This is a genomic window from Fictibacillus sp. WQ 8-8 (genome assembly GCF_024494405.1).
Lineage (GTDB): Bacteria > Bacillota > Bacilli > Bacillales > Fictibacillaceae > Fictibacillus_C > Fictibacillus_C marinisediminis.
Window position 1 is genome coordinate 379,935 of record NZ_JAMXKG010000003.1, and the last position, 25,430, is coordinate 405,364.

Annotated in this window: 22 protein-coding genes, 1 pseudogene and 2 riboswitches; of the genes and pseudogenes, 16 read left to right on the plus strand and 7 right to left on the minus strand. The window is 43.9% G+C overall.

Features of this window, described 5'->3' with window-relative positions:
• Window positions 1-67 precede the first annotated feature (67 nt).
• Both M1K46_RS07300 and M1K46_RS07305 read left to right on the plus strand, forming a co-directional pair.
• On the plus strand, window positions 68-742 hold the full coding sequence (locus tag M1K46_RS07300; RefSeq protein WP_053354821.1) for a YIP1 family protein: 675 nt from the start codon (window positions 68-70) through the stop codon (window positions 740-742).
• A 14-nt stretch (window positions 743-756) separates the two neighbouring features.
• The gene (locus tag M1K46_RS07305) at window positions 757-1,899 is read left to right on the plus strand and encodes an efflux RND transporter periplasmic adaptor subunit (RefSeq protein WP_256225531.1); all 1,143 of its coding nucleotides are present in this window, start codon (window positions 757-759) and stop codon (window positions 1,897-1,899) included.
• A 17-nt stretch (window positions 1,900-1,916) separates the two neighbouring features.
• On the opposite strand, the gene M1K46_RS07310 is transcribed toward M1K46_RS07305, so the two are convergent.
• A complete protein-coding gene (locus M1K46_RS07310; protein WP_375162188.1) occupies window positions 1,917-3,686 on the minus strand; it encodes a B12-binding domain-containing radical SAM protein in 1,770 nt (589 codons plus the stop codon).
• Window positions 3,687-3,841: 155 nt separating this feature from the next.
• Here M1K46_RS07310 and M1K46_RS07315 point away from each other — a divergent pair, with 155 nt between their 5' ends.
• From M1K46_RS07315 to M1K46_RS07330, 4 genes are all read left to right on the plus strand, one after another.
• Window positions 3,842-4,135, plus strand: coding sequence for a 4a-hydroxytetrahydrobiopterin dehydratase (locus M1K46_RS07315; protein WP_053354818.1), 294 nt, complete (start codon window positions 3,842-3,844; stop codon window positions 4,133-4,135).
• Window positions 4,136-4,159: 24 nt separating this feature from the next.
• Window positions 4,160-5,056 (plus strand): fumarylacetoacetate hydrolase family protein, encoded by an 897-nt coding sequence (locus M1K46_RS07320; RefSeq protein WP_091006470.1) that lies wholly within the window; start codon window positions 4,160-4,162, stop codon window positions 5,054-5,056.
• 66 nt (window positions 5,057-5,122) lie between these two features.
• Window positions 5,123-6,547, plus strand: coding sequence for an NAD-dependent succinate-semialdehyde dehydrogenase (locus M1K46_RS07325; RefSeq protein WP_256225534.1), 1,425 nt, complete (start codon window positions 5,123-5,125; stop codon window positions 6,545-6,547).
• A 42-nt stretch (window positions 6,548-6,589) separates the two neighbouring features.
• The gene (locus tag M1K46_RS07330) at window positions 6,590-7,378 is read left to right on the plus strand and encodes an SDR family oxidoreductase (protein WP_256225536.1); all 789 of its coding nucleotides are present in this window, start codon (window positions 6,590-6,592) and stop codon (window positions 7,376-7,378) included.
• A 62-nt stretch (window positions 7,379-7,440) separates the two neighbouring features.
• On the opposite strand, the gene M1K46_RS07335 is transcribed toward M1K46_RS07330, so the two are convergent.
• A complete protein-coding gene (locus M1K46_RS07335) occupies window positions 7,441-8,634 on the minus strand; it encodes an ornithine--oxo-acid transaminase (protein ID WP_305584428.1) in 1,194 nt (397 codons plus the stop codon).
• Window positions 8,635-8,783: 149 nt separating this feature from the next.
• On the opposite strand from M1K46_RS07335, the gene M1K46_RS07340 reads away from it, so the two are divergent.
• Both M1K46_RS07340 and M1K46_RS07345 read left to right on the plus strand, forming a co-directional pair.
• Window positions 8,784-9,146, plus strand: a complete 363-nt coding sequence (locus tag M1K46_RS07340) for a YisL family protein (RefSeq protein ID WP_256225537.1) — start codon at window positions 8,784-8,786, stop codon at window positions 9,144-9,146.
• A 97-nt stretch (window positions 9,147-9,243) separates the two neighbouring features.
• Window positions 9,244-11,016 (plus strand): bifunctional diguanylate cyclase/phosphodiesterase, encoded by a 1,773-nt coding sequence (locus M1K46_RS07345; protein WP_256225538.1) that lies wholly within the window; start codon window positions 9,244-9,246, stop codon window positions 11,014-11,016.
• Between the two features lie 23 nt (window positions 11,017-11,039).
• Here the strand turns inward: M1K46_RS07345 and mtnA are convergent, their stop codons facing one another.
• The 3 genes from mtnA to M1K46_RS07360 form a co-directional block, all read right to left on the minus strand.
• Window positions 11,040-12,089, minus strand: a complete 1,050-nt coding sequence (mtnA, locus tag M1K46_RS07350; protein ID WP_256225836.1) for an S-methyl-5-thioribose-1-phosphate isomerase — start codon at window positions 12,087-12,089, stop codon at window positions 11,040-11,042.
• 5 nt (window positions 12,090-12,094) lie between these two features.
• Window positions 12,095-13,306: an S-methyl-5-thioribose kinase gene (gene mtnK, locus M1K46_RS07355; RefSeq protein ID WP_256225539.1), complete on the minus strand. Its 1,212-nt coding sequence runs from the start codon at window positions 13,304-13,306 to the stop codon at window positions 12,095-12,097.
• 81 nt (window positions 13,307-13,387) lie between these two features.
• Window positions 13,388-13,541, minus strand: a riboswitch (SAM riboswitch).
• Window positions 13,542-13,633: 92 nt separating this feature from the next.
• Window positions 13,634-14,431 (minus strand): carbon-nitrogen family hydrolase, encoded by a 798-nt coding sequence (locus M1K46_RS07360; RefSeq protein WP_375162177.1) that lies wholly within the window; start codon window positions 14,429-14,431, stop codon window positions 13,634-13,636.
• Window positions 14,432-14,516: 85 nt separating this feature from the next.
• Between M1K46_RS07360 and M1K46_RS07365 the strand changes: the two genes are divergently transcribed.
• The 6 genes from M1K46_RS07365 to asnB all read left to right on the plus strand — a co-directional run bounded on the left by M1K46_RS07365 (window position 14,517) and on the right by asnB (window position 21,339).
• The gene (locus tag M1K46_RS07365; RefSeq protein WP_256225542.1) at window positions 14,517-15,686 is read left to right on the plus strand and encodes a pyridoxal phosphate-dependent aminotransferase; all 1,170 of its coding nucleotides are present in this window, start codon (window positions 14,517-14,519) and stop codon (window positions 15,684-15,686) included.
• Window positions 15,687-15,773: 87 nt separating this feature from the next.
• A riboswitch (SAM riboswitch) is annotated at window positions 15,774-15,882 on the plus strand.
• 315 nt (window positions 15,883-16,197) lie between these two features.
• Window positions 16,198-17,439, plus strand: coding sequence for a 2,3-diketo-5-methylthiopentyl-1-phosphate enolase (gene mtnW / locus M1K46_RS07370; RefSeq protein ID WP_256225543.1), 1,242 nt, complete (start codon window positions 16,198-16,200; stop codon window positions 17,437-17,439).
• Entirely contained in the window at window positions 17,436-18,098 is a 663-nt protein-coding gene (locus tag M1K46_RS07375) for a 2-hydroxy-3-keto-5-methylthiopentenyl-1-phosphate phosphatase (RefSeq protein ID WP_256225544.1), read from the plus strand. The genes mtnW and M1K46_RS07375 overlap by 4 nt, the downstream gene beginning before the upstream one ends.
• On the plus strand, window positions 18,095-18,736 hold the full coding sequence (locus M1K46_RS07380) for a methylthioribulose 1-phosphate dehydratase (protein WP_256225545.1): 642 nt from the start codon (window positions 18,095-18,097) through the stop codon (window positions 18,734-18,736). The genes M1K46_RS07375 and M1K46_RS07380 overlap by 4 nt, the downstream gene beginning before the upstream one ends.
• A 26-nt stretch (window positions 18,737-18,762) precedes the next feature.
• On the plus strand, window positions 18,763-19,299 hold the full coding sequence (locus M1K46_RS07385; protein ID WP_256225546.1) for a 1,2-dihydroxy-3-keto-5-methylthiopentene dioxygenase: 537 nt from the start codon (window positions 18,763-18,765) through the stop codon (window positions 19,297-19,299).
• 174 nt (window positions 19,300-19,473) lie between these two features.
• Window positions 19,474-21,339, plus strand: coding sequence for an asparagine synthase (glutamine-hydrolyzing) (gene asnB / locus M1K46_RS07390; protein WP_305584435.1), 1,866 nt, complete (start codon window positions 19,474-19,476; stop codon window positions 21,337-21,339).
• A gap of 231 nt (window positions 21,340-21,570) precedes the next feature.
• Here asnB and M1K46_RS07395 read toward each other — a convergent pair.
• A pseudogene (locus tag M1K46_RS07395) lies at window positions 21,571-22,510 on the minus strand (MATE family efflux transporter).
• A gap of 110 nt (window positions 22,511-22,620) precedes the next feature.
• Here M1K46_RS07395 and M1K46_RS07400 point away from each other — a divergent pair.
• Together M1K46_RS07400 and M1K46_RS07405 are read left to right on the plus strand one after the other, a co-directional pair.
• On the plus strand, window positions 22,621-22,914 hold the full coding sequence (locus tag M1K46_RS07400; RefSeq protein WP_256225838.1) for a helix-turn-helix domain-containing protein: 294 nt from the start codon (window positions 22,621-22,623) through the stop codon (window positions 22,912-22,914).
• Window positions 22,915-22,939: 25 nt separating this feature from the next.
• Complete coding sequence (locus M1K46_RS07405) at window positions 22,940-23,287, plus strand: hypothetical protein (protein WP_256225547.1); 348 nt, start codon at window positions 22,940-22,942, stop codon at window positions 23,285-23,287.
• A gap of 169 nt (window positions 23,288-23,456) precedes the next feature.
• On the opposite strand, the gene M1K46_RS07410 is transcribed toward M1K46_RS07405, so the two are convergent.
• Entirely contained in the window at window positions 23,457-25,208 is a 1,752-nt protein-coding gene (locus M1K46_RS07410; RefSeq protein WP_256225548.1) for a glycoside hydrolase family 13 protein, read from the minus strand.
• Window positions 25,209-25,430: the final 222 nt, after the last annotated feature.

Here is a 25,430-nt window from a genome sequence, read left to right on the forward strand (position 1 = left end):
AGACAAAACAGATAAAAAAATTGTGATATGATGGAGGAAAAAGAAAGTAATGGAGGGGGACCATAAGTTGCCGGGTGAAGTGCATATTTTGAAAAGTCTGGTTCAGCCCAGGGAGCAATTTGGTTATTTCCGCCGGTTTAACAGAGCGGAAGGATTTTTTTTGCGGTTTTTGATGATCTGTATCGTAAGTGCCTTTATGACTGCGATCAGTTATTTTCTTTCAGCAGAACATCTGCTGGATATGCCGATTGTAAAAGAAGTGAAATTAACAGAAACCAAACTGCAGGCAAGCAAATATTTATTAATGGTGGCAGGAGGCTTGATCGGCTTAATAACGCCTGCTGTTGTTATATCTTTGATGTCGATTGTTTTTCTTCCCTTCTTTAGAGAGGTTGGTTTTAAGAAACTCTTTGTTCTTCAATCGATTGTTTATTGTGTTTTCTTAATTTCCGCCCTCATTAAGCTTCCGTTTCAAGGGATGCTTGACACGAATGAAGTACTCAGCCCGTTAAGTCTAGGAGTCATCGCCAATTACATGACCAATAACGCGTTTATCATATCCCTTTTTGGATTTATGTCGCTATTTACCGTTTGGGCATTTTATTTAACGTATACCGGATTAAAACAGGCGAGCTATAAATCGAAGACCTATATCATTGCTGCTGTATCGCTTTTATACATAGGGTTCATATTGTTGTCCTCACTGACCTATGCAATGCAATATGGCCAGCTTACTTTATAATGGGGGCCCACATTGTGAATAAAAAAATCATTTTTTTAGGAATTGGAGTGTTCTCCGTTCTATTACTGGCATTGAATGGATGGATTTTCTCGAAAGACAAAAGTGCATTTGCCAGAGTCCAGAATGTCCACCTTGCGTCTGCAAATGTGATGGATATTAAGCGGACAGTCATGACAAAAGGTGTTGTCGTTCCGGCAGAAAATGAAACATTCTATGTCCAGGATAAGCTAGGATATGTTAAAGAGATGGAAGTAAAAGCAGGAGACGAAGTTACACCTGGCACTGTCCTTTTTACGTATGAGAATCCGGAGCTTGAGAAGGAAGTCCGCAGCCTGGAACAGAAAAAGGAAGAAACTGCAGTAAAAGAAACGTATTATAAAGATCTGCAAACAAAGCTTCAGGCACAGGCTGATGCACTTGGTACGGATAAAAAAGAAGAAACAAAGAAGAACCAGCTTGAAAAAGATCAGGCGAAAGCAAAAATGGAAAGTGAACTGGCCGCTGCAAGGAACTCTTCCATCGATGAGCAGCTTACAAAGCTTGCTGAAGAAAAAGAAAACTTATCCATTAAGAGCAATACTCAGGGAGTAGTGAAGAGCGTCAATCAAGGCGCCTCCGAGGGAAGTATGCCGATCGTAGAGATCGTTTCCAAAGATGATGTTCAGATTAAAGGAAATCTGACAGAAGAAGATTCCCTGATCGTAGAGGCAGGTGAAAAAGCGGTCATCCTTTCTCCAGCTATTGAAGACAAGCAGTGGAAAGGAACTGTTTCACAATTTCAATATGCCAAAAAAAGCAATGAAGGATCAGCTTTTCCTTTCACGGTAAAAATGGATCAGGCGAATAACTTTAAGATCGGACAGCATCTGCAGCTGAAGCTGAAACCTGTTATAAGAGAAAAAGCCGTTGTCATCCCAATGTCATCCCTTATAAAAAGCAAAGGAAAGCCATTTGTTTACACGGTGCAAGAAGGATACTTAAAGAAAAGGGCAGTACGCACAGGTTTATCGTACGGGAAATGGATAGAGATTAAAGCAGGAATCCGTCCGGAGGAAAAAGTTGTCTCAGACCCAACGTCATACTTGACGGAAAATACGGAAGTCAACGTTCCTAAAGCGAAAAAAGCTAAAGACAGCAAAAAGGATGCCCCTCATTAAGAGCATCCTTTTTTTATTTATACAGAATGCAGTTCTTCAAGCACAATGCGCTCAAGCGGAATGATGTAGTGTTCCGGTTCATGGGTCTTCGGATGGTAATAGATCAAAGAAAGAACAGGGTTTTCTTTAATTTCATGTGTCTGGAGGTAGTGCTGCAGATCAAATGGAACTAGATCGAGCACGGTATGCTTTATAAGATCCTTCTCACTTAAACCATACGCTTTGAACTCTTCCGAAACAAGTTCAGGATGATTTTTAATCCAGCGGTTATAGTGGTCTGTTTCTGTTTTAGAAAGGGTTTCCTTCCACCACGAGCGGTGCGGACGGTGTTTTTTACGAGAGAAATAATCGTATTTCATTAGACTCTCGATCACCTCTTCATGTACTGTCCCGCTATGCTGCAAGAACTCCTTAAGCCGTGCAAATAAATCCTCCAGCTGGTGTCCAATACGTGACCAGCCTTTGCTTTCCCAATAATCTCCGTATTCCTGGAAAAAATCGAACGGTGATTCGAACACATGATGGATGAGATAGTGAAGCGTCTCGTCCATTCGGTGGTCGTTCCAGTATTTTTCCAACACATCCTCTACACGCTTAATCTTTATGATTTCGTCAAACGAAAGCACGTTATTGCCCAAAATCTCATAAGGAGAGTGATTCATATAAACATAGTCATGACGGTCAGCAGTCAGGCGCAAACCGGTTCCTCGAAGCATCTTTAAGAAGCCGAGCTGTACTTCTTCCACACCGAATGCGAAAACATCATTAAACGTTTTACGGAAGGAAGCATAGTCTTCTTCTGGAAGCCCGGCGATGAGATCAAGATGCTGTGCTATCTTTCCGCCTTCTTTTACGGTCATTACCGTCCGCGTAAGTTTTTCGAAGTTCTGTCTTCGCTGTACAAGTTCGTTGACATGATCATTGGTGGATTGTACGCCGATTTCAAAACGGAAAAGCCCTGCAGGTGCATTTTCATTAAGATAGGCAATGACCTCAGGCCGCATGATATCTGCTGTGATCTCAAACTGAAATACCACGCCAGGTCTCCTGTTTTCAATAAGGAACTGAAACATTTCAAGCGCGTAGTCACGTTTGATGTTAAAGGTACGGTCGACGAATTTGATCGTCTTCGCCCCATTATCCATAAGAAAGATAAGATCGTCCTTTACTTTTTGGATGTCAAAATACCGGACACCCACTTCAATGGAAGAGAGACAGAACGCACAGGAATATGGACAGCCTCTGCTTGTCTCAAAATAGGTCACCCGCTTGGAAAGCTGATCCAAATCTTCATGGAAACGGTAGGGGCTTGCAACGGTTTTGAGATCTAATTTTTCGCGCGGCGGGTTAATCGTTGGCTTTCCTTCTTTTCTCCAGGCCAAGCCCGCTACCTTTTCATAGCGTTTTTCTCCGGAGTGCTCTGAAAGAAAATGTTTAAACGAGATTTCACCTTCGTTTACGATAATGAAATCAGCATCTGGAATTCTGTCTAACCAATGGGCCACGTCATAGGAAACCTCAGGGCCTCCAAGGATAATGGCTGTTTCCGGGCTGATCTTTTTGATCATCTCGATGACTTTTATCGTTTCTTCAATATTCCAGATGTAACAGCTGAAGCCAAGTACATCGGGCTTTTTCATATAGAGGTCACTCACGATGTTAATCGCGGGATCTTTAATGGTATACTCGGCCATTTCAACTTGGAAATCCGGTTCGCTATAAGCCTTTAAATACCTGAGTGCCAGGCAGGTATGAATATATTTTGCATTGAGTGTGCTCACTACAATGTTCACAGCAATCCCTCATATCTGTTAATTTTATTCAACAAATTATTTTATCATAAAAAAATAGGGAAATAAAACGGATCTGTTAACCGAATATTTTGACGTTTAAACAATCGCTCAGTTATAGTTTTAATAAGGGGCAGAAAGGCGGATTTCGGATGGATGAAGTGCTGTCAGAGGAAGTGATTGAACGATTTATTGAGAGGCATCCGGATTGGAAGCTGACAAACGGAAAATGGCTGGTGAAAAAATACCGATTCGAAAATTATTTGAACGGGATTGAATTTGTCAGTGAAGTGGGACAGCTTTCAGAGAGTTTTCAGCATCATCCTTATATTACAGTGAACTACAAGCTTGTCACCGTTAAGCTTACAACGTGGAGTTTGAGCGGGCTGACGCAGACAGACCTCAAAATGGCCGTCCTTTTTGATGAAGCATTCAGTAAACTCTAAAGAAAGAAACGGAAGGTGAAGCCTATGAAATTAGTAACAGCTCGCTATCAGAATGATTTATTTTTAGGCAAACTGATCGAGGAACAAAATGTAGTGTTCAATCTTAGTATGGCTGCGAAAGAAAAAAACATGGAATTACCTGCAACCATGCTGGAAGGAATACAGCTCGGTGCTGCATTTTTGGATAAAATCAATCAATTATCAGACACTTTTCACGAAAACCTGCTCTTTACATACGGTCTTGACGACCCTGATCTACAATGGCTCGCTCCTATTCCGCGGCCGGCAAAGAATATCTTTTGTGTTGGAAAAAATTATAAGGATCACGCCATTGAGATGGGCAGTGAAGCCGATATTCCAGAACATGTCATGATGTTCTCTAAAGCTCCTACGTCTGTTATCGGCCATGGAGCAGGCATTCCAAGGCATAAAGGTATTACAGAGGAGCTCGATTATGAAGGTGAGCTGGCAGTTGTCATAGGGAAGATAGGAATCGGCATCCCGGCGGAAGAAGCGATGGACTATGTTTTCGGCTATACAATTATCAACGATGTAACGGCCAGAGACTTGCAGAAGCGCCATAAGCAATTTCTAATCGGAAAAAGCCTGGATGGTTCCTGCCCGATGGGGCCATGCATCGTGCCGAAGGAATACCTGGGTGATCCCCATGAACTGAAGCTGATCACCAAAGTGAACGGCGAGGTCAGGCAGGATGGCCATACGAAAGACTTTATTTTCACCATACCAGAAATTATTAAAGCGCTTTCGGCCGGCACAACCCTTGAACCTGGTGATATTATCGCAACGGGGACACCGGCTGGAGTAGGTAAAGGATTTAAGCCGCCTAGACTTCTTAACAGTGGAGATCAAGTGGAAATTACGGTAGAAGGAATCGGAACCCTCAGCAATGAAGTAATCTAGCACGTTTTAAGGTCATGTAGAAAAGGAAGAGTAGAAAGACATTCAACGATTGAGGAGGCAAGGCCGATGGAAAAAGTACTGTATATTAATGGAGAATGGACCGGCAGTGATTTAAAAAAGATTGAGGTGTTAAATCCCGCGAACGGAGAGCTTGTTGGAACGGTTGCTTCGGCTGGCAAGGTGGAAACCCGTGCAGCGATCGAAGCTGCCCATGAAGCTTTTGGCCCTTGGTCCCGCTTAACAGCCTATGATCGTTCGGCCTATTTGGACAGGCTTTATGATCTGATGATTGAACAGAAGGAAGAGATCGCGGAAATAATGACAAAAGAAATGGGTAAACCATTGAAGGAGTCGCTGGGTGAGGTTCAATATGCAGCTTCTTTCATTCAGTGGTATTCAGAGGAAGGCAAGCGTGTGTATGGCCGCTCTATCCCGGCTTCTGCTGAAAACAAAAGGATGCAGGTGATCAAACAGCCGGTTGGTGTCGTGGCGGCGATAACGCCTTGGAACTTTCCGGCGGCGATGATTACCCGAAAGCTTGGCCCGGCTTTGGCTGCAGGCTGCACATTTATTGTAAAGCCACCGAAAGAAACTCCGCTGACGGCTATTAAACTGGTAGAACTCTGTGAAAAGGCTGGTTTTCCAAAAGGCGTTGTAAATCTGCTCACTGGTCCGTCTTCGGTAATAGCCGAAGAGATTATGGACAGTGACAAGGTGAAAAAGGTGACTTTTACAGGATCGACGGAAGTGGGAAAAATGCTGATTGAGCAAAGTGCCAAGACTGTAAAAAATGTATCCATGGAACTAGGCGGCCATGCTCCTTCAATCGTCCTGGATGATGCGGATCTTGATAAAGCGGTGAAAGGCATCGTCGCTTCCAAATTTAGAAACGCAGGCCAGACCTGTATTTGTATCAACCGTGTGTATGTCCATGAGAACAAATATGAAGAGTTTACAAAATTGCTTGTTGAAGCGACGCGCAAGTTGAAAGTCGGAAATGGAATGGATGAAGGCACAGACATTGGTCCGATCATCAACAGGGACGGCTATGAAAAAATCAAAGAGCATGTTGGTAATGCGGTTGAAAAGGGAGCAGCTTGTGTTCTGGGCGGAAAAGGTAAGGACGAAGGCAATGCCTGCTTCTATGAACCTACTGTTCTAAAAGATGTAAACCATGACATGCTTATTATGAATGAAGAGACATTCGGGCCCGTACTTCCTGTGCAGAAAATCAGTACAGATGAAGAGGGAATCAGGCTTGCAAACAGCAGTCCATTTGGCCTTGCGGCGTATGTTTACACAGAAAGTATGTCGAGAGGCACACGTTTGATCGAAGGGCTTGACTACGGCATCATCGGCTGGAATGATGGTGTCCCTTCCGCTGCTCAGGCACCATTTGGAGGATTCAAGGAAAGCGGCATCGGCAGAGAAGGCGGTACGGAAGGAATGGAAGCGTATCTTGAAACGAAGTACGTTAGCATTGTCATCTGAATTTATTTTTAGTGAGCGCAGGAAGTGGGAGGGGATTAAATTATGGATTTAGGGTTAAGAAATAAAGCAGTGCTCGTTCTTGCCTCCAGCAAAGGACTTGGACGGGCAACAGCGATGAAATTTGCCGAAGAAGGTGCGGCTGTCATGATTACGAGCCGTGATGAAAAAGCTTTGATGGTAACTGCGAATGAGATCAGAAAGAAAACAGGAAGCCGGATTGAGTATGCTGTATGTGATATTACTCAAAAAGAAGAGATTACGCGGCTCGTGAAAGCGGCCGCAGACGCGTTCGGGAAAATTGATGTCCTCGTAAACAACGCTGGTGGACCGCCGGCTGGGACTTTTGATTCGTTCGGGGATGAAGAGTGGGAGTTTGGGTTCAATCTTACCCTTATGAGTTTGGTTCGTACTGTTCGTGAGGTTCTTCCTTATATGAGGGAGAATGGTGGCGGCAGAATCGTTAACATTGCCTCTTCTTCATTTAAACAGCCGATTGATGGGCTCATTCTATCCAACACGTTCAGGACTGCCATCAATGGCTTGTCGAAAAGCTTATCTCAGGAGCTGGGCAAGGACGGCATCCTCATTAACACGATCGGCCCTGGCCGTATCGGTACCGACCGGGTGGCGGAGCTAGACAGTAAAGCTGCAGATGCGAATTCAGTGAGCCCTGAACAAGTGAAGGAACAGATGGAAAAGAGCATTCCGCTCGGCCGATATGGTACACCAGAAGAATTTGCTAAGACCATTGTTTACTTAGGCTCGGAAGCCAACACCTACATTACAGGACAATCGTTCCTGATTGACGGAGGTATGGTGAAGGCGCTATAAAAATCAGTAGTCCAACAAAAAAACAGGCTGGAAGTACTTCCAGCCTGTTTCTGCTTATTGTGTTAAACAGATAATACTTTTTTTATACGATCGATCGCCCAATCCAAATCTTCGTTTGAAATGATGAGTGGTGGAGCAAAACGGATAACGTTTTCGTGTGTTTCTTTGCAGAGGAGCCCTTCTTCTTTCAGCTTCTCGCAATATGGCCGGGCCGCTTCGCTAAGCTCAACCCCGATGAATAATCCCCGTCCGCGGACTTCTGTAATGACCGGATTATCAATCGATTTTAGTTCGTTCAAGAAGTGCTCTCCTAGCTGCAATGAACGCTCAACCAGATTTTCTTCTTCAATAACTTCAAGAGAAGCAACAGAAACAGCAGATGCAAGCGGGTTTCCGCCAAACGTTGATCCGTGGCTGCCTGGATTAAATACGCCAAGAATATCTTTATCAGCAGCTACACAGGAAATTGGCATAACGCCGCCGCCTAATGCTTTTCCGAGAATGTACATGTCTGGAACAACTTCTTCCCAGTCGCAGGCAAACAGCTTACCTGAACGGCCTAATCCAGATTGAATCTCGTCCGCTACGAAAAGGACGTTGTTTTCTTTACAAAGCTCTCGTGCTTGTTTTAAGAAACCTTCCGGCGGGATCACGATTCCTGCTTCACCCTGGATCGGTTCCATGATGAAAGCTGCCGTATTCGGTGTGATCGCTTGCTTCAACGCTTCAAGATCACCGTAAGGAATCAGTTTGATGCCAGGGAGCATCGGCCCGAATCCGCGTTTATATTCTTCATCAGAAGACATGGAAACCGCTGTCATTGTACGGCCGTGGAAGTTGCCTTCACAAGCGATGACTTCTGCCTGGTTGGCAGGAACGCCTTTTACATCATACGCCCAGCGACGGACAGTTTTAATAGCTGTTTCAACCGCTTCAGCACCTGTGTTCATCGGAAGAACCATGTTCTTTCCTGTGAGATCAGTTACTTTCTCATAAAAGTTACCAAGCTGATCATTGTGGAAAGCACGAGATGTTAACGTGATTCGGTCTGCCTGATCTTTTAAGGCTTGAATAATTTTAGGATGTCTGTGCCCCTGGTTTACCGCAGAGTAGGCACTGAGCATATCCATATATTTGTTTCCTTCCGGGTCATAAACCCAAACACCTTCGCCTTTGGAAATGACTATTGGAAGTGGGTGATAGTTATTCGCCCCGAATTGTTCTGTTTTGGAGATGATGTTTTCTGTTTTAATCATATCTCTCACTCCAATCTGTAGTTTATGGTGAATCCTTTTACATTATAGCAATGAAAAGGCTTTCTTCCTACCTTAAATTCTCGTATTTCCCGAGCTGAAAAAGTTCGTGGTATAGTAAAGTGGAGGATTATACATAGGAGGAAATAAATATGTTGCATATGCATGTCTTTTCGTGGGGTATAGCGCTTATTCTGTTCTTTGTGACTTATAGCCTATACAAAAGAAAAAATAAAAAAATTTCTAAAATTCTTCATATGATTTTGCGCCTGCTCTATGTAACGACCATTTTTTCGGGTGCTGCGCTCATTTATTTGTGGATTCAGGCCGGTGCCGTGAATATTGGTCCGCTTATTGTTAAAGGTGTACTTGGGCTGGCTGTCATTGGACAGATGGAGCTTATGCTTTACGGTGAAAAACGCAATGAACTGAAAAAAACCCGCTGGATCACCTTTGTTCTTGCGCTGGCTCTTGTGTTTTATTACGGCTATTCTGTATTGCCGATGAGCTTTTAATGAAGCGATGATGTTTGTGTAAACAAATGAGCAGCCGATGCCGATATAGAATACAGAGAACTGTATATTGGCATTTGAATAGATCGAGGTGCTCATGATGAAGAATGATAACGAAGAAATAATGGCACTGTCTCATTTAGTGAAAGCATCAACTGTTGAAATGATTAAGCTAAATGCCAGCCTTCAAGAATCTGAACAGCGCTATAAATCTCTGTTTGATCATAACCCTGACTTGATCTACTCTATGGATCTCACAGGCATGATTACGAGTGTGAACGCCTCTTTGACCAGAATGCTTGGGTACAGACAGCCGGAAGTATTGAAAACAACGGCGATCACCTATGTTTCAGAGGAAGATAAATTAAAGGTAAGCAACTGCTTTAACCTCACCATACATGGGCAGACGCAATGTTTCACAGCTAAGCTTTATCATAAAAAAGGGCATGCGCTCGAATTCTGCATCACCAACCTTCCGATTATCGTTAACGGAGAAGTGGTTGGTGTTTATGGGATCGGTAAGAATGTTACAAAGCAAAAGGAAGCAGAAGAAAAAATCGTTCACCTTGCGTTTCATGATCTATTGACCGGACTTCCAAACCGAATGCTATTTGAACAGCATCTGGAAAACTGCTTAAGGAAAACCATGGAAATCGGAGAAAAGGCTGCGGTTGTTTTTATTGATCTTGATCAGTTCAAAATGATTAACGAGAGTCTTGGGCATCAAGCCGGAGATCATTTTCTTAAGTATGCGGCAAAACAGCTGAAAAAAAGAATCGGACGGCAATGTATGCTGTCACGATATGCCGGAGACGAATTCATGGTTGTCATCAACGAGCTGTCAGGTGTGGAAGAAGCCGGAAGGGTAAGTGAGAAATTATCAGAAACTCTGGCTGTTCCTCTTATTTATAATGATCAGGAATTTGTTCTGACAGCCTCGATGGGAATCAGCATTTATCCGGATGATGGACTTACTCCGGATGTTTTGATCAAAAATGCCGGAATTGCTCTTCACCGGGCAAAAGCAAAAGGCAGGGGAGAGCGGAAGTTCTTTAAAGGCGAGATGAACGAGTTCACGATTGAACGGCTTGCCATGGAGAGCTTTCTCCGGAATGCCATTCCAAAAGGTGAACTGTCACTGTATTTTCAGCCCCAGATTAGTTTGGATGATGGCAAGGTCATCGCACTCGAAGCTTTGGTCCGCTGGAACCATCCTCGTCTTGGAATTGTTTCCCCGGGGAACTTCATCCCTCTTGCTGAAGAGACCGGACTGATCGGGAACATTGGGAGATGGGTATTAAATGAAGCATGTCAGCAGCTGAAAAAATGGCATGAGACGATGAACAGTGAGATCTCTATATCCGTGAATGTTTCAGGCAGGCAATTTCAAAAGCTGGATTTTGTGTATGAAGTGAAAGAAGCGCTTCAGCGATCTAAAATTGACCCAAGGTTCCTTCATTTGGAGCTGACAGAAAGCATGATGGTGGAAAATGTACAATATGGCATTAACATCATGAAAGAACTGAAGGAGCTCGGCATTAAAATATCCATCGATGATTTTGGCACGGGATATAGTTCATTGAGCTACTTAAAAGATTTTCCGATCGATATTCTTAAGATTGATCAATCATTCATCCGCAACCTTACGAAATCTGATCACAGTTCCACAGATGCAGCCATCGTCAGAGCGATCATCACGATGTGCAAAGGGCTTTCCGTAACAGCTCTTGCTGAAGGGGTGGAAACAAAACAGCAGCTTCTTGTTCTGAAGGATTATGGCTGTGATCATGTACAGGGGTTTTTCATCGGGAAACCGGTCTGTGCGGCAGAAATCGAAGAATTGTTTCATACGTACCATACAAAAAGCTCGTGACCCAAAAGGGCCGCGAGCTTTTTTTAGCTATTAAAAAAGTTTGCAAGCTGTTTTTTATAATTTCCTGACGCAATTCCCCTCTCGGTAATGATGGCGGTAATGTACTCATGGGGAGTGACATCAAAAGCCGGATTGAATACCTTCACGCCTTCTGGTGCGATGGGTTCTCCCTGAAAGTGGGTCACTTCTTCTGCCGGTCTTTCCTCAATGGGAATATCATCTCCTGTTGATGTGTTCAAATCGATCGTTGATAGAGGAGAGGCTACATAAAAGGGAATGCCGAGTGCTTTTGCCTGCAAGGCTAGTCCGAACGTCCCGATTTTATTTGCGGTATCTCCGTTGGCAGCGACTCTGTCACAGCCGACGATGACCGCAGCGATGTTTTTTGTTTTAAGTGTATGGGCAGCCATGTTATCCGTAATCAATGTTACATTAATTCCTGCCTGCTGCAGCTCCCAGGCTGTTAAACGCGCCCCTTGAAATACCGGTCTTGTTTCATTAGCGTACACCGAGAGGTCCCAGCCTTTTTCTTTTGCTAAATACATGGGAGCCAGAGCTGTACCATACCGGGAAGTTGCAATTCCGCCAGCGTTGCAGTGCGTCATCAAACAATCCCCGTTTTTCAGCAAGGTCAATGCGTATTCCCCGATTTTACGGCAAGTTTCTTCATCTTCCCGCTGAATGAGAAGAGCCTCTTGCTCGATCAGCTGAACCGCTTCCTCAGTATCTCGGGCTTGTTCGGCAGAGCCTGTGACCCGGTCGAGGGCCCAGAACAAATTAACCGCAGTGGGCCGGGATCCGGCAAGGTAAGCTTTTTGCTGCAACAGCTTTGACTTGAACTCGTCATACGGCATGGATATGTTGGCCTTTGCCCATAACACGATTCCAAAAGCTGCGGCGATTCCAATGGCAGGTGCGCCTCGCACTTGCAATTTTTTTATGCAATCCCACACTTGTTCAATTGTCGTAACATTAATGTAGACGGTATGGCGGGGAAGCTGCTGCTGATCAAGCAGCAGAAGATGATCCCCTTTATATCTCAGTGATGAAATCCAGGTTTCTGTCGTACTCATAATCATTAAACACTCCTGATGTATGTGATAAATTCATCGATATTTTTTATGCTCTCAGCGTTCTTTACCCAATCGCTTCCAAGCTTCAGCACACGTTTTTTTAACTCGATTTGGCCATTGAAGTCTTCAATGGAATCAAGATCTTCGACATGGGCAAGCCCAATCGTGCGGCGGATCACTTCACAACCGGCAAAACCAATCATATCTGTAAAAATGCTATTTAAAATCTCTTCCTCAAATCCAGGAAGTTTGGTTGCAGACTCTACACCCTCTGTTTTCCACAGTTCTCTGTAACGGGCAGTGAAGGTTTCCCAAGTGTCTTTGATCACGCTGAGCAAATAGCTCTGATATTCTTCGCGCCTAAGAGAGTCAGAGATATGAAAGGACTGTGAGGCATGATTCAATGCAATATTGGCAAAAAAGTGGGCGATATCAAAGCCTTGAGGCCCATAATAAGCAAACTCGGAATCTATTAATTTTGTAGAAGTTTCGGTAACGAAAATACTTCCGGTATGGAGGTCACCATGCAACAGAGCCTCTGCACGCGTCAAAAATTTATATTTTAGAGAGGCAGCTCTCTGTTTGAGGAGAGTATCACTCCATAGTTCGGAAACGGCCTCCTTCAGCTCGGAAGGAAAATCGTTGGTGTCGATGTCATAAAACGGGTCAGTAAATACAAGGTCTTCGGTAATCTTGCAAAGTTCAGGGTTTGTAAACGTCTGGACAAGCTCTTTCTTCTCGAAAGGATGCAAGTAAAAATCACTCGTATAGAACAGGCTTTTGGCAATAAATGTGCCGATGTGCTGTGCAAGATGAGGATATTTGACCCCTTCGATCAGACCTTTCCGCAGAATCACGTGAGAAGATAAGTCTTCCATTACAGTGAGAGCGAGATCCTGGTCTGTATAAAAAACTTCTGGAACATGCTCAGGAGCAAATTCTGCTGATTTTATTAAAGAGCTGCTTTCAATCCTTGCCCTGTCCAGTGTAAGCGGCCAGCTTTCTCCCACGACTTTGGCATAGGGAAGTGCCTGCTTTACGATAATGGATTTACCTGTATCTTCTTCGATTAGCCGAAAAACAAGGTTAAGATTACCGTCACCAATCTCATTGACTTTAATGTTTTGATAATCAGATAACAGTTCGAGTTTTTGTGCCAGCTCCACCACGGTTTGTTCATTCAGTCGTTCGTAAGATTGTTTGAGGGTTGTTGCCATCTATACTACCTCCGGAATATTTTGTATGTAAAAAGGCCTCTTTTCTGTAAGAAAAGAGGCCTGGATGTATAGTTTCCACGCCTCTTATCTTGCAAAACAAAGTTTTGCTGGAATTAGCACCGTGCCATACTGGATCTCCAGGCTTCTAGTAATAGACGCCCCATTTCACAATGGTATTACGGTCGGTTGCTGGGTTTCATCGGGCCAAATTCCCTCCACCTGCTCTTGATAAGAGACAACAAATATAAAATTGTTAGAAAAAACAGAATGCAATAATAATTTACAATGGCAATCATACAATCTTATCCATTGTCTGTCAAATCTTTTTTAATAAAATTCTGGACGTCTGTCTTCAAACACAGGGATTCTGTTTCTTACTTCTTCAACAAGATCAGTGTCGACCTCAGCAAACAAAATGGTCTCTTCTTCTCCGTCTGTCTCTGCAATAATTTCTCCCCAGGGATCAATGACCAACGTGTGACCTGCGAACGTGTTGTTCTTATCACTGCCGACCCGGTTGCATGCCACAACGTAGCATTGGTTCTCAATGGCTCTTGTTATTAGCAGGTTCCGCCAGTGGCTCAGCCGCTGCGCCGGCCACTCGGCAGGAACAAACAGGATAGAGGCGCCTTCAAGAATATGGGCGCGAATCCATTCAGGGAAACGGATATCATAGCAGATGACACCGGCAGCAGGAACGTTTTCCAGCATGAAATTTCCTTTGCGGGAGCCCGGAGCAATATATTTTTCTTCCTGCATTAGCCGGATCAGATGGAGTTTACTGTATTCGCCGGTCTGCTCACCTTTTCGGTTAAAGGCATACATGGTGTTATAGATTCCTTCATCCGTTTTCTTAGCGATGGAACCTGCAACAATGTTCACTTGGTATTTGCTGGCAAGGCCGCTCATTAATCGTTTGATCTCATCGCCGTTTGTATCTCCTATCTCATCTAGCCTTTCTAGATCATAGCCTGTAGTCCACAGTTCAGGAAGAACAATCACATCAGGTTTTTTCATTGCTGCCTGTTCAATTCTTTCTGAAGCCCTCTTAATATTTTCCTTGGGATTGCCAAGCTGAATATCCATTTGAATCGCTGCAACAGTAAGTTTCATGCTATCCTCCATTAAAACGTTTTGACAGATTTTAATTAAGCGTATAACATAATTGATTAGAATTTCAAGAAAATTACGAAAGACAGGATGTGTAACCGTGAAACAATTCCAGCAAGCAGAAGCTTTATCGCGGCTGCCTGAACAATTTTTTGCAAAGCTGGTAGGCAAGGTGAGTGCTGCTTCTAAAGGGCATGATATTATCAACCTTGGCCAGGGAAACCCTGACCAGCCAACGCCTCCGCATATTGTGGCAGCTTTGCAGGAGGCTGCTCATAACCCGCAATATCATAAATATTCTCCGTTCAGGGGTTATGATTTTTTAAAAGAGGCAGTAGCTGAACATTACAAGAAAGAATTCGGCGTAGACGTTGATCCTAAAAAAGAAGTAGCTGTCTTATTCGGAGGTAAAGCGGGTTTAGTAGAGATTTCACAATGTTTTTTGAACAAAGGTGACCTAGCCTTGGTCCCGGATCCTGGATATCCCGATTACTGGTCAGGACTTGCCATGGCGGAAGCTGAGATGAGCATGATGCCTCTTAAAGAGGAAAATGATTTCCTGCCTGATTACGCTGAAATCTCACAAGAGGATGCAGAACGGGCAAAACTCATGTTCTTGAACTATCCGAATAATCCAACGGCGGGTGTAGCCACAGTGCCGTTCTTTGAAGATACAGTAAGCTTTGCTGAAAAGCATAATATTTTAGTCGTCCATGATTTTGCCTATGGAGCCATCGGATTTGAAAACGAGAAACCGGTCAGCTATCTGCAGGTTCCTGGTGCGAAAGAACAGGGTATCGAAATCTATACGATGAGTAAGACGTATAACATGGCTGGCTGGAGAGTAGGCTTTGCCATCGGGAACGAGAGTGTGATTGAAAGCATTAATCTTCTTCAGGACCACTTCTATGTCAGCCTTTTTCCAGCTGTACAGGAAGCTGCAGCTAAAGCACTCCTGGGGCCGCAGGAGTGCGTGGAAAACCTGGTCGCCATGTATGAAAAACGGCGTGATGTGTTTATTTCAGGATTGAAGGAGATCGGCTGGGATGTGACTGCCCCTAAAGGATCCTTCTTTTGTTGGCTACCTGTTCCCTCAGGATTCACATCTGAAAGTTTTGCAGATTATCTTCTGGAGCATGCACATGTCGTTGTTGCACCAGGCATCGGTTTTGGCAAAGAAGGAGACGGTTATGTTAGAGCAGGGCTATTAACGGATGAGAACAAGCTGAAGGAAGCCGTTGATCGGATAGGTCAGCTAAAATTATTTTGATAGTGTTGAACATTTAAGAGATTGACAGATTTTTTGTTACCTGTCATAATCACAAGTAATTCTAACATTCGAATAATTTTATTTATTCTCTTATCAAGAGCAGGTGGAGGGACTAGCCCTATGAAGCCCGGCAACCGGCTTATCCTTTAGGATAAAAACGGTGCTAATTCTTGCAGCGGCAGCTGACAGATGAGAGGAAGCGGTATCTCTGTGTTTATTATGCCTCTTCCCTCGGGAAGAGGTTTTTTAAGTTAAGTGTAAAGCGAGTACAAAATTCAGCTGGCATAGAAGTAATGTCCAGCTCCAGCGCCCAGGGCTGAAAACATGTTTCTTGTTTTCGGCACAGGTCCTCAGAGGACGAATTGAAAAACACAATTCGTCTTTGGTCGCTTCACTCTTACTCCACAACACAAAAAGCGTGTTGCTGTGTAAGAGTTCCGGCGCTTGTCGGACCTTAGCAGGGCGATTGCGCCTTTCTAATATAAATCTATGCTTTCGGAGGGATTTCAGCATGTCGACAATAACTGCAACCTATCTGGTTCATGATCCAAAAGGCAACTTTGAGAAAAAAGCTGAAGGAATTGCACTCGGACTGACGGTCGGTTCATGGACGGACTTGCCGGATCTTCAGAAAGAACAGCTGCGAAACCATAAAGGCCACGTAGTGGAAATCAATGAATTGCCCGAAGATACGAGGGTAAATCAATACTTTGGCTCGTCCAGAAAACAGGCTCTTCTTAAAATCGCGTATCCTGCCGCTAACTTCACAGCGGACTTGCCGGCAATCTTGACGACTGTTTTCGGTAAACTATCGTTGGATGGAGAAGTAAAGCTGATCGATCTTGATTTTTCCCCTGAATTGGCTTCGGCTTTTCCTGGACCTTCTTTTGGAATTGATGGAATTCGCAATCAGCTAGGGGTTTTTGAAAGGCCTCTTCTAATGAGTATTTTTAAAGGTGTGATCGGCAGGGATCTTCAATATTTCAAGAATCAGCTGAAGGAACAAGCGCTGGGCGGAGTGGACCTCGTAAAAGATGATGAAATTCTGTTCGATAATCCGCTGACACCATTTGAAGAACGAATAAAAGCTGCTAAAGAAGTATTAACGGCAACTGAACAAGAGACCGGACATAAGACACTGTATGCAGTGAATTTGACAGGGCGTACGTATGATCTGAAAGATAAAGCAAAAAAGGCGGCAGAGCTCGGGGCAAGCGCATTGCTCTTTAACGTTTTCGCCTATGGGCTTGACGTCTTGCAAAGCTTAGCAGAAGATCCAGACGTCAGCCTTCCGATCATGGCACATCCTGCCTTATCAGGCGCCATTACACCATCGGAATTTTATGGGATCTCCAACCGTCTGCTTCTTGGTAAACTGCTCCGCCTTGCAGGAGCGGATCTCGTATTGTTCCCGTCACCATATGGCAGTGTCGCCCTTCGAAAAGAAGATGCAATCGGCATTGCAGGCGAACTGACTGAGAAGGATGCAAACTGGAAAGGGGCATTCCCGGTACCATCAGCAGGAATCCATCCTGGTTTAACACCGCTCTTGCTTCAGGATTTTGGCATTGAAAGCATTATTAATGCTGGTGGGGGTGTTCACGGCCATCCAGGAGGGGCTGTGGATGGCGGAAGAGCTTTCCGGGATGCAATCGATGGATTGATGCTAAACAAATCTCTTGAACAGATCAGCCAGGAAAGTAAACCTTTAAAAGAAGCGCTTGATTTGTGGGGCGGATTGGTAAAGGCATGAGCAAAACGAAAATTATCTTTTGTGATTTTGACGGTACGATTACCGAAAAAGATAATATTATCGATATCATGAAGAATTTTGCTCCGAACGGCTGGGAACTCATTAAAGATCAAATTCTAAATCAGGAGATCTCTATCCGGGAAGGTGTAGGGAAACTCTTTTCCCTTATTCCATCCGACAGGAAGAATGAGATTGTGGACTATGTCCTCTCAACAGCAAAAATTCGAGAAGGATTTAAAGAATTTGTAGCTTATACAAAAGAGCACAATATCCCACTGTTTATCGTCAGCGGTGGAATTGATTTTTTCGTTTATCCAATGCTTGATGGAATAATTAATCAAGATAAGATTTATTGCAACGGGAGTAATTTTCATGGAGAGACAATACAGATTCTTTGGCCGCACTCCTGCGATTCTTCCTGCGGCAATGATTGTGGATCCTGTAAACCTACTATACTGAGAGGCTACGATTCTTCCCGTTATGAAAAAATTGTGATCGGTGACTCCATTACAGACCTGCAGGCCGCCAAGATTGCGGATAAAGTGTTTGCCAGAGATTTCTTGATCGAGAAATGCGAAGAACTCAGCATTGCATACGATCCTTTCTCTACTTTTTATGAGATTGTACAGTATCTTGAGGAAAAGGAAGTGAGAGTTTGAGTACGCTTGATGCGCTATGGACAGAACTGGCGGACATTAAAGATGAATTGGCATTAAGGGACTGGTTTCCAGGAACAAGCGGAAACCTGTCCATTAAGGTAAGCGATCAACCGCTTACCTTCTTGGTTACCGCAAGCGGAAAGGATAAGCGAAGAAGGACGACTGAGGACTTTCTATTGGTGGATTCAGAGGGAAATGCGGCTGATCCGACACATCTCCGCGCTTCAGCTGAAACCGGCCTTCATTCAAAAGTATATCAGCTGACCGATGCGGGCTGCTGTCTCCATGTGCATACTGTGGACAATAATGTGATTTCAGAATTGTATGCAGGAGAGGGGCAGGTTACTTTCAAAGGGCAGGAACTGATCAAGGCCTTTAACATCTGGGAAGAAGCTGGGTCCATCACGGTTCCCATTATTGAGAACTATGCGGATCTTAAGATATTGGCCGAAAGCTTCGGAAAGGCAATTGGTCCTGATACAAGAGCTGTCCTTATTCGAAACCACGGAATCACCGTTTGGGGCAAATCGGGATTTGAGGCGAAAAGGCACTTGGAAGCAATAGAGTTTCTATTTTCCTATCATATTAAAATGAAATCAATAATGCAGTTTCATGATGGACAACCATCACTTATATAAAACGAAAGAGCATAGGGGGATGCCATATGGCGCAATTACGTTTTCATGATAACAATGAAAGATATGAAGAACTTAAGAAGGTTAGTGCTTATCTTGAAAGCCAGGGAGTAATCTACGAAAATTGGGATATTGAAAAACTTCCTGCACACCTGAAAGAAAACTATTCTTTAAGTGATGAAGAGAAAGCAGAAATTATTCAGGTCTTCAGAAAAGAAATTGATGAACTGTCAGAAAGGAGAGGATACGTGACAGAAGATATAATTGCCCTATCACCGGATACTCCAAATCTTGATGAGCTGCTGAAAAACTTTTTGGCAGAGCATCACCATTCCGATGATGAAGTACGATTTATTGTGAGCGGACACGGTATTTTTGCGATTGAAGGGCCAGAGGGACGATTTTTTGACGTCGAGCTAGAGCCAGGAGATCTCATTTCTGTACCTGAAAACTATCGCCATTACTTTACACTCATGGATGACCGCAAAGTTGTGGCCGTCCGAATCTTTAAATCAAAGGAAGGCTGGGTGCCCCTCTACGATAAACAGGAAACAGCCGTTAAATAATCAGATTACACACTAGACTGCAGCAAAGGGAGCTTCCTTTGCTGCAGTTTTTTTAATGGCTAGCTTGCAAGCTTTTCAATCTTGCATAATTACCCACTCATACCGGTGAACCATTATCACTTACCTGCATAAAGTAAGTATTGGGCGCTTATGGAAGGATGAATCAGCATCCGAATGGAAAGGGTGATGACGGTGTGCGGGATTACTGGATGGATAGACTGGAAGCGCGACGTTTCACAGGAAAATAAAACATTGATTAAAATGGCAGCTACATTATCGAAACGCGGTCCGGACGCTTTGAACGTATGGAGCCGCACTCATGCAGGCTTCGGCCATGCAAGGCTGGCGGTTGTGGATCTTGAAGGCGGCGCACAGCCGATGACGAGGGGAGAAGAGAACGCCCCTTGCACACTTTGTTATAATGGTGAGCTTTATAACACAGAGGATTTAAGAAAAGAACTGTTGAAAAAAGGGTATCGGTTTGAAGGTCATTCTGATACCGAAGTGCTTCTCATTTCCTATATTGAATGGGGAGAAAGCTGTATTGATCACTTTAATGGGATCTTTGCTTTTGCGATCTGGGATTCCCAAAAAGAAAAATTGTTTCTTGCACGAGACCGTCTTGGTGTCAAACCGCTGTTTTACTCTATAGCGGGAGGGCGTCTTTTGTTCGGTTCGGAATTAAAAGCGATCCTGGCTCATCCTGATGTAAAAGCCGAACTGGAGAGCGAAGGTCTTCAGGAAGTTTTCGGGCTGGGGCCATCAAGGACTCCGGGACATGGTGTGTTTAAAGGGGTCAGTGAACTCAGGCCCGGCCATGCTTTAACATTTGATAGAAACGGTCAAAGGCTTTGGCGGTATTGGAACGTGAAGAGCGAGCGTCATCCTCATTCGCTGGAGGAAACCATATCCAATGTGAGAGAGCTGGTGGTGGATGCTGTTCAACGGCAGCTTGTTGCCGATGTGCCGGTTTCCACCTTTTTATCGGGAGGCCTTGACTCAAGTGTGATATCCGCGATTGCGGCAGAGCATTTTAAATCAGAGAATAGAGGCCGGCTCCACACGTTCAGCATCGATTATGTGGATAATGACAAGTATTTTAAAGTGAGTGATTTCCAGCCGAACGCCGACGGTCCATTTATCCAAAAGATGGTGGAAGCCAAAGGCTCCGTCCATCACAATTGTGTCATTGACACAGAGCTGCTGGTCAATCACCTTCGGGAATCAGTAGCAGTAAGGGATCTTCCGGGAATGGCAGATGTTGATTCCTCATTGCTTTGGTTCTGCAGACTGATTAAAGATCATTCCACGGTTGCACTTTCCGGTGAGTGTGCCGATGAAATTTTTGGCGGTTATCCATGGTTTCATAAACCAGAAGTTATGAACCGGCCCCTTTTTCCATGGATGAGTTCAACGGCTGAGCGTGAAGATCTGCTGCATGATCATTGGAAGAATAAGCTCAATCTATCTTCCTATGTGAAACAGCGGTACCAAGAATCACTCGCGGAAATGCCAAGGCTTGATGGAGAAACGGGAGTGGAGGCGAAACGCAGGGAGATTTTTTACTTAAACATGATCTGGTTCATGACAACATTGCTCGATCGTAAGGACCGAATGAGCATGGGGGCAAGTCTGGAGGTCAGGGTGCCGTTTGCTGACCACCGGATCGTTGAATACGCCTGGAACATACCGTGGGAGATGAAGATGCTGGAAGGGCGGGAAAAGGGCCTTCTCAGAAAAGCGCTTACCGGAATCCTGCCGGATGAAGTTCTTCATAGAAAGAAAAGCCCTTATCCGAAAACACATAATCCAAACTATACGCAAAGTGTGAAAGAGTGGCTTCAGTCGATCATCGATAACAGCAGTTCACCTATACTGGAATTGATAAAAAAAGAAAAAGTTCAGGCGATTATTGATACAAACGGTGAAGCATTTAAAGTTCCTTGGTTCGGCCAGCTAATGACCGGGCCACAGCTCATGGCCCATCTGTCTCAAATCGATACTTGGCTGAACGACTATAACATTAATATTATCGATTGAAAAAGGGGCTGTCCAGAAAGTCGAAAATTGACCTTCAGGCAGCCCCTTTTTGGCTTGAAAAATCTTCAATGAAAAGTTAATTGAAGTGGAAGATGCGAGACTCCTGCGGGACTAGCGTGACAGGTGAGACTCCCGCCGGTGCTTGCACCAAGAGGCTCACCGCACGCCCCGCGGAAAGCGAGCAGCCTGGAACGGAAATCAACAGCTTACAGACTTCTTGGACAGCCCCTTCTATGTGTGAGCTGCGCCGGGCTGAATATCCAATACGTTCTTCCGCTCCCAGATTCTTGACCTCCAGCGCCAAAGCATAAGAAGTCCGCGCAGCCATTCATCTACGATAAAGGCGATCCATATGCCAAGCAGTCCCATCTCCATCGCAATTCCTAAAAAATAAGCAAGCGGGACACTGATTCCCCACATCGATATGACTCCCATCAGGGCAGGGAACTTAGCGTCTCCGGCCGCCCGAAGTGACGAGATGACCACAAGATTAAACGACCGGCCAGGCTCTAAGATAACTGTGACATAAAGCAGCGTGGCCCCTGCGGCTATAATGGCATGATCATGTGTGAAAATGGAGAGAAGACCCCTTGAACACCAAAACAGGAAATCCAAATGGTCCGAAAATAACAAGGCAATTTCCGATGACATTGAGTACATTCATGAAAATCGCCACATTCATGGCCTCACGGGTAAAACCATAGGTTCTAATGATGGCACCGATGGTCATGATAACGGCCTGCACGAACGAAAACCCGCCGACGATGACCAAAAAGGAATACGCTTGATCCATAAGTTCATCAGGTGTGTTCATCCAGATGAGGAACGTTTTTCCGAACAAAAATAAAATTAAACTCAACAATAATCCGAACCCTAAGTTGACTGTGATTGCCATGACTGCTACTTCCGAAGATTGTTTCACCTTGGAAGCTCCAAGTGATTGGGCAACAACGACACTCGCACCCGTAGCTATGAATCCAAACATAACAATGATGATCTGCAGAAGCTGGTTGGAAAGGCCGACCGCAGCTACCGAATGATCGGAATAGTAGCTGAGCATAAGTGTATCGGCATTCCCCATCAGCATATGAAGCATGATTTCAATGAAAATGGGCCACGTAATCGCAATCAAGGAGAGTTTGACAGGTTTTAGTGTTTTTGCTTTACTCATAATGTAGAATCTCCTTTTGACAAAAACGATATTGAACTTTACCTATTCTAAAGGATGATTACAGTATTAAAAAGTGAGTTCGCCGATATATCTTGTACTATTACGACTTTTTGGGTTACCCAGAGCATTATCGATTATGTTCATCAGCACTACAACGAACATTTTTCAATGAAAAACCTCAGGATTATTTAACAAGATGCATGCAGCAGACCATTGGGATTACCCCTTTGCAGTATCAATACCGAATGAATATGGCCAAGAACCTGATCAGTTCAACAACATTAAGAATGAGTGGTATTGCAGGGAAGTGTGGAATGGAAGATGCCGCATACTTTTCAAAGCTATTTAAGAAACTGGAAGGGATCAGCCCGCGAGCCTATAGGAGAATGTCAAACCTTTTTTAATCCGGATGAGAGTTTCACTTTTTTTATGCAAGAGCCTGCATTTCCCTTCTACGATGAAAAATTTTATCATCAACCCTATTTTTCATCTTCCCATCCTTCCTTGCCATTCAGACAATATCCTTCACAGCCTTTCTCCTACCAGCCATCGTATAACCCACAGCAGGATTTAAGTAAATTCGGCCGCTATCGCATGGTTTTTCATTGGTATCATTTAAATTGGGATTTTATTGATCAAAAAATTGAGGTAAATCAATATTGGAAAAATTGTATGCCGGCGGGAATTAAGGTTGATCAGCAGGGAAATTATTATGTGTCCGATCAAATGTTTGGCAATGTCACTGACATTGATTGGAATTATCCGGGAGTGATGTAAAGTCCTATCTATATGCCTGATGAAAAAAATTTCATCCGAGGGAAAAAACCCCTTTGGTTCATATGCGCCATGTGAGCGTTCATGGTCAAAGGGGCTTTATTGATGAATAGGACTAGCAAAAATCCAAGTACATGCTGACTGCCTTACAGGACGCTTGCACTGTTCTACGTTAACTTAATTTTAAAATCAAGGAATCATTGGCATTTACAACCGCATGAGCTGGGCTGATGTTTTCTCCGGTCCAAAGGTTAACGGCATTGCTGAATCCGTCAAATAGACCTTCTTCAAGCGTTATGGGTTCGCTCTCTGAATTAAAGGCGAATAAAAGGGTTTCATCAGCAGATGTTTTCTTATAAAGAAGCGTTCCAGGTGTATGGCTCCCTTTGATAAAAGAGAGGGTTCCACCATTGCCAAAAGCAGAATGATCAGATCTGAACGTGATCAGTTTTTGAATATCTTCAAATAAAGAGCGGTCCTGTTTTTCCTCATCCCACTCCATGCATTTTCTGCAGCCGGGATCCATTTCGCCAGTCATCCCTACTTCATCTCCATAATAGATGCAGGGAGTTCCAGGGAAGGACAGCATGAGTGTGTACAATTGGCGGACTCTTTCTTTATTTTCCTTGGCTAGTGTCAGTACCCTTGGTGTGTCATGTGAATCAAGAAGATTAAAAGCAACCTCATTCACGTTTGCAGGATAGGACTGTAGAACGTTTGTAATCTTGTCAGCAAATTCGCTGCCTGTTATTTTATCAAATGCTAGAAAATCCAAGGCTGCTGTCGTAAACGGATAGTTCATAACCGCATCAAACTGATCACCCTGCAGCCAAGGCATGGAATCATGCCAGATTTCTCCGAGGATATACGCATCAGGCTTTACACTTTTCACGGTGCTGCGGAACTCGCGCCAGAATTGATGATCCACTTCGTTGGCCACATCCAGCCGCCAGCCGTCAATATTGAATTCTTCGACCCAAAACCGGGCTACTTTCAATAAATATTCTTTTACCTCAGGATTTTCAGTATTTAGTTTCGGCATGTTTTTCTCAAAGGCAAAGGTGTCATAGTTTGGTTTAGGTTCTGTGATGACCGGAAATTCGCGAATGTGGAACCAGTTTTTATATTGCGAGTTTTCCTGGTTTCTGAGAACATCCTGAAAGGGTTCGAAGTAGAAGCCGCTATGATTGAAAACAGCGTCCAGCATTACTTTTATGCCTTTTTCATGGCAAGCATCCACCAATTGCCGGAAGGTTTCTTTTGTTCCAAACTGCGGATCGATTTCAAAATAATCGATCGTGTCATATTTATGATTCGACTTTGCTTTGAAAATAGGGGTGAAGTAAATGCCGGTTATTCCAAGGCTGGCGAGATGATCAAGGTGCTGGATGACACCCTCAAAATCTCCACCAAAAAAATTGGTCTTGGATGGTGCAGCTGAGCCCCATGCCAGTGCCCCTTCAGGATCATTGGCAGGGTTGCCATTCGCAAATCGTTCAGGGAAAATTTGATACCAAACCGTATTCTTTACCCATTCAGGTGCCCTGAATACATCTGCTTTGTTAAGGAAAGGGAAGCAGAAATAATACGATGTATCATCCATAGGTGCTTCTTCATAAAAGCCTTTTTCCGTATAGACCAGCTTCTCATTCTCATTCATCAGCTCAAATCCATAACGAAGTCTTCTAAACTCGGGAGATACTTCAATGAAGTAATAATCGAACCATTCATCAGATCCCGATTTGGTCATCTCACTTTTCTGGATTTGCCAGCGCCCGTCTATCCAATTATAAGGGTCGCCATAGATAAGATGTACAGACTGAACATCACCTTTTTTCGTTCGTAAACGGATGTGAAGCGTTTTTTCGTCATAGGCATAGGCATAGTTATTCTTTGGTCTATGGTACAGGACTTCTCGCTGCATATCATCACTCCTGACTAGTTTTTGCAATCGGTTGCACGTATAGGATATAAAAAAGGTACAAACTCTGTGTGGAGGTTGTACCTGCGGTAGCATTGCCCCGATGCAATTAATTTCAACTTTAATGTAGTATATACTGAAATTGATGTCAACGAAAGAGTTGAAAGCGTTTTATAAAAATTTTTGAAAACAGTTGTCAAAAAAAAAAAGGGATGTATAATGAAA